Source organism: Dehalococcoidia bacterium (assembly GCA_035310145.1).
Taxonomy (GTDB): Bacteria; Chloroflexota; Dehalococcoidia; order CAUJGQ01; family CAUJGQ01; genus CALFMN01.
The window spans coordinates 1-4,183 of record DATGEL010000148.1; the positions used below are offsets into that span (position 1 = coordinate 1).

Annotated in this window: 3 protein-coding genes; all 3 read right to left on the reverse strand. The window is 68.4% G+C overall.

Annotation, left to right across the window (positions count from 1 at the left end):
• Positions 1-598 precede the first annotated feature (598 nt).
• Genes VKV26_25885 through istA form a run of 3 tightly spaced genes read right to left on the reverse strand, consistent with a single transcriptional unit; the run spans position 599 to position 3,079 of the window.
• Positions 599-832 carry a hypothetical protein gene (locus VKV26_25885; protein ID HLZ73351.1) on the reverse strand — a complete coding sequence of 78 codons (234 nt, stop codon included), beginning with the start codon at positions 830-832 and terminating at the stop codon, positions 599-601.
• A gap of 8 nt (positions 833-840) precedes the next feature.
• A complete protein-coding gene (gene istB / locus VKV26_25890) occupies positions 841-1,593 on the reverse strand; it encodes an IS21-like element helper ATPase IstB (protein HLZ73352.1) in 753 nt (250 codons plus the stop codon).
• Entirely contained in the window at positions 1,586-3,079 is a 1,494-nt protein-coding gene (gene istA, locus VKV26_25895; GenBank protein HLZ73353.1) for an IS21 family transposase, read from the reverse strand. The genes istB and istA overlap by 8 nt, the downstream gene beginning before the upstream one ends.
• Positions 3,080-4,183: the final 1,104 nt, after the last annotated feature.

A 4,183-nucleotide genomic window follows, 5' to 3' on the forward strand; every position in this document is an offset into this window, starting at 1 on the left:
AGAAAGTGACGCATCAGGGTTCACCCAAGCCGCGGGCGGATGATCTGCTGCCGCCGGTCGCGATGACCGCCATGCGTGACGACGCTGCCCCCGCCGGCGGGCTTCGGCCGCCGGGGCCACATTGCCACTGGTGTGGTCGCGGCTGCCCGCCTCTGCTGCGTCAGGGGTTCCTGCGTCGGCGCCGGCGTCATCGCGTCCGTGCTGGACATGTCGCATTGCCTCAAGCAAAACGTTACCGAGCGAAGCCCGTTGCCTCACCTAAAATGTTACCCGTGAATGAGCATACGGCGATGATGCCCTCATCATCAGGGGGGCATCATGAAGACGAAGGTGACGCATGCCATGCGCATGGATTCGCAAACGCGATCCGCGGTCGCCATAGGTCGCTGTGTATCCCTCCCGTCTGGTTGCCGGTAACATTCTTGGTGGAGGTGTCAGCGGCGGCGAGAATCCGCGCACAGACGGCGCGGCTTTGTTGCGGGCATAACGACAGATGGGCTTTCGGGTTCGAACCGAGAACGGCGCCGGCGGCGGTTCGCGGGACGGTGTCGCGGCGTGCGGTGCGCGATGGACGTGGAGGCTTGCGGCGCTGGCGCCGTCAGAACGACGCGGCGTCGTCCCCCGGATCGGCACTGAGGGCGTTGCTTGCGGCCGATCCCTGTTCCTGCTGGAGGAGGTCCTGGATCTGGCTGCCATGCAGGGCCCAGAGCCGATCCCTCAGATCGTCGATCAATTCAAACACGGCGAGCGCCTGCTCCGGTGTCCAAGTGGTCGGGATGACGACGGTGCTCGCCAAGGTCGGCGTGGCGGTCGGCGCCGGCGCCGACTTCATGGGCTCGCTCATGCTTTGGAGCCGCGACGCTGGCGGGAGCGCTGCTCGGTGCGCTCACGCGCTTCCTTGAGGCGGTAGGATTCGCCCTCGATGGCGATGATCTCGGCGTTGTGGACCAGGCGGTCGATCAGCGAGACGACGCAGGCGGCGTTGGGGAACACCTCGCGCCATTCGGCGAACGGGCGGTTGGTGGTGATCAGGGTACTGCGCTTCTGGTAGCGGCGAGAGACCAACTCGAACATCAGGTCGGCATGACGATTGGAGTAGGAGAGATATCCGACCTCGTCGATCACCAGCAGTTGCGGGCGGGCATAGTGGCGCAGCCGGCGTCGCAGCGCGGAATCGCTGTCGAGCGCGCAGAGATCGCCGAGCAACTGACCGGCGCTGGTGAACAGCACGGTGTGTCCGGCGATCAGCGCCTGATGGGCGATGTTCTGCGCCAGCGTCGATTTGCCGACGCCGTTGGGACCGACCAGGACGATGTTGCCGGCGTCCTCGAGGAAGTCCAGCGCCATCAACGCCTCCACGGCGGCCCGGTCGCAGCGCTTGGGCCAGGCCCAGTCGAAGTCGCAGAGCGGCTTGAAGCGGCCGATGCGCGCGTCTTTCAGGCGCCGCTCGAGACTGCGGCGGCCGCGTTCCTGCTCCTCCCAGTCGAGCAGCGAGGCGACCCAGTCGGACGCGGCGGCTTCCGACCAGTGCGCCAGCAGGCCATGCAGATGCAGCGCGCCGGCGCGGGCGTGCAGGGTGGCAGGATCATTCATCGGCGACGTCCTTGAGCTGGTCGTAGGTTTCCAGTGCGTGCGGCCGCACCGGCGCGTCGCGGGCCCGCACATCCGCGGGCAGGTCGATGTCGATCGGCGGCGCCTCGCCACGCTGCTCGCGCCGGCGCTCGAGCGCGAGGCGCACGGCATTGGGGTGGGGCACGTCGCGGTCGAGTGCCTCGCGGATGGCGGCCTGCAGGTCGGCGGCACCGTAGCGGTCGAGCAGCCGCGTCAGTCCATTGGTGATGGCGCCGAGATTGCCGCCGCGCTCGGCGGCGCGCACCAGCAGGTCCTGGCTGGCCGGCGCCACCTGGGCGAGGCGGTCGGTCGCGCGATGCTGTCGGGCGGCGCGCTTCTGCTCGATCAGCGCCTGGAGATGCCCATTTTGCTCGATCTGCGCGCCGCGATCGTAGCTGCGGCGATGCTGAGCGAGCACCTGCGCGCCATCGACGATACGCAGATCGTGCGTGTCGGCGAGCACCGTCAGCGTCCGGCGCACATGCGTGTGGGGCACGGAGTAGTCGTTGAGGTCGAAGCGGACATACGGCGTCTTGCCGACCTTGACCGCGACGCGCTCGAGCAGCGGCGCAGGATTGTCGGGCAGCGCCAGCAGATGTCGCGCCTCATCGGCGAACACCGCGCGCACCGTGCGATCCGGTTCACCCGGACAGCGCCGATCAGCGCCGAGGCCGCGGCACCAGTCATCCGCCTGGGCGTTGAGGTCGTCGAGATCGGTGAAGCTGCGGGCAGCGAAGAACGCCGCACGGATGTAGCCGATGCTTCTTTCGACGCGGCCTTTTTCGTTGCCGCGCGCGACCGCGACGGGACGGGGTTCGTAGCGGTAGTGCCCGGCAAAGTTCAGCAGCGTGGGATGGAAGCGGATCGCGTCGCCGCGCCGTTCCAGCACCGCGCTCTTGAGGTTGTCATAGAGGAGAACGCGCGGCACCCCACCCCAGGCGGTGAAGGCGCCGACATGGCCGCGCAGAAAATTCTCCATGCGGGCGTCGAGAAAATACCGCAGAAAGATCTGGCGCGAGTGGCTGAGCACGATGACGAACGCCATCAGCGGCCGGCGGGCGCGGCCGATCTGCAGATGGCCGAAATGCCCCCAGTCCACTTGCGCCTGTTCGCCGGGTAGGCTGCGCAGGCGCAGATACGCCTCCGCCGGGCGGCGCGGGCGATGCTCGGCGACGAGGTGGCGGAAGTGATCCGGGCTGCCGCGATAGCCGCGCTCGTGCGCCATCGTGAACAGGCGGCTGGCGGTCAGGGTCGGGAATTTCTCCAGCGTCTCGCGGATCAACGGCAGATAGGCATCGACCGGCGACGGCCGCCGTGCCGCGCCAATCCTCGGCAGGCCGGCCTGCGCCAGCACGCGGCGCACCACACTGTGGTGAACGTGCAGCTGCCGGGCGATGGTCCCGGCCGTCCATTTCTCGGCGTGATAGTAGCGCAGGATCTGCGCCTCGATGTCAGGCGGCATCACCATGGCATCTGGGCCCCGTCCGGTTGTGTCCAGCACGGACGCGATGACGCCGGCGCCGACGCAGGAACCCCTGACGCAGCAGAGGCGGGCAGCCGCGACCACACCAGTGGCAGTGTGGCCCCGGCGGCCAAAGCCCGCCGGCGGGGGGAGCGTCGTCACGCATGGCGGTCATCGCGACCGGCGGCAGCAGATCATCCGCCCGCGGCTTGGGTGAACCCTGATGCGTCACTTTCTTCTGCCGCGACCGGTAGCGGTCCATCCGGGCGGCGTGCCGCCGCCGGCCACGCTGACTCGCCTGGTAGCGCCGACCAGCCGCTTGCAGGGTCTGTCGACGCGCCCGCGGTGCGCAGCCGTCGTTGCAGTAGATCTGGCCTCGGTCGCAGCAACCGCAGATGACCACCTGCCCGCGGCAACCGACGCACAGGAACAGACGGCCAGATGCAGCCCCGGCCTGCATGGTGTCGCAGACGCGACGTAGACGAACGCCCTCATCGGCAGGATACTCGTCCTGCATTCGTGCCCGGCACGGTGTGCGGCACGGCGTCGATGCAGAACTTGCAGGTTGAGCTCGACGCCGTGCTTGCCCTCAAGTCTGGCAGGCAGTCGCCGCCCCGTCCTCCCCCGATCCCCGCCCTTGCCGCGCCCAGGCACGCGCTCGGTCGTCAGTGACGCGGCTCCGTCATCCCCACAGCAAGGCCGGCACCGTCACGCTCGATCGACGCAAGCACGCGCCCCGCGCCGTCTGTGCGCGGATTCTCGCCGCCGCTGACAGCCGGCGGGCTCGGCGTTGTAGGCGATGTGCGCGGCGACGATTTGTGCCGTGATAGCCAGGACATGCGGCTGCGAAAAAGCGTGGCTCATGTTTTCCTGCTGCTCATGCCCGGTAAAATGGCATGCGACGGCGCCCCCCTCGCGGGACGCCGTCGCACCATGCAGCCGCGACCTAATTAGTAGTCCATGTCGCCCATGCCACCGCCCTGCGGCATCGACGCGCTCTTCTTCTCCGGGCGCTCGGCGATCATCGCCTCAGTAGTGATCAGCAGGCCGGCGACCGAGCCGGCATGCTGCAGCGCCGCCCGCACGACCTTGGTTGGGTCGATGATGCCG

Bases quoted from the DNA above. Each gene is read 5' to 3' on its own strand.
- istB (HLZ73352.1), bottom strand. From the start codon at position 1,593: ATGAATGATCCTGCCACCCTGCACGCCCGCGCCGGCGCGCTGCATCTG.
- VKV26_25885 (HLZ73351.1), bottom strand. From the start codon at position 832: ATGAAGTCGGCGCCGGCGCCGACCGCCACGCCGACCTTGGCGAGCACC.
- istA (HLZ73353.1), bottom strand. From the start codon at position 3,079: ATGGTGATGCCGCCTGACATCGAGGCGCAGATCCTGCGCTACTATCAC.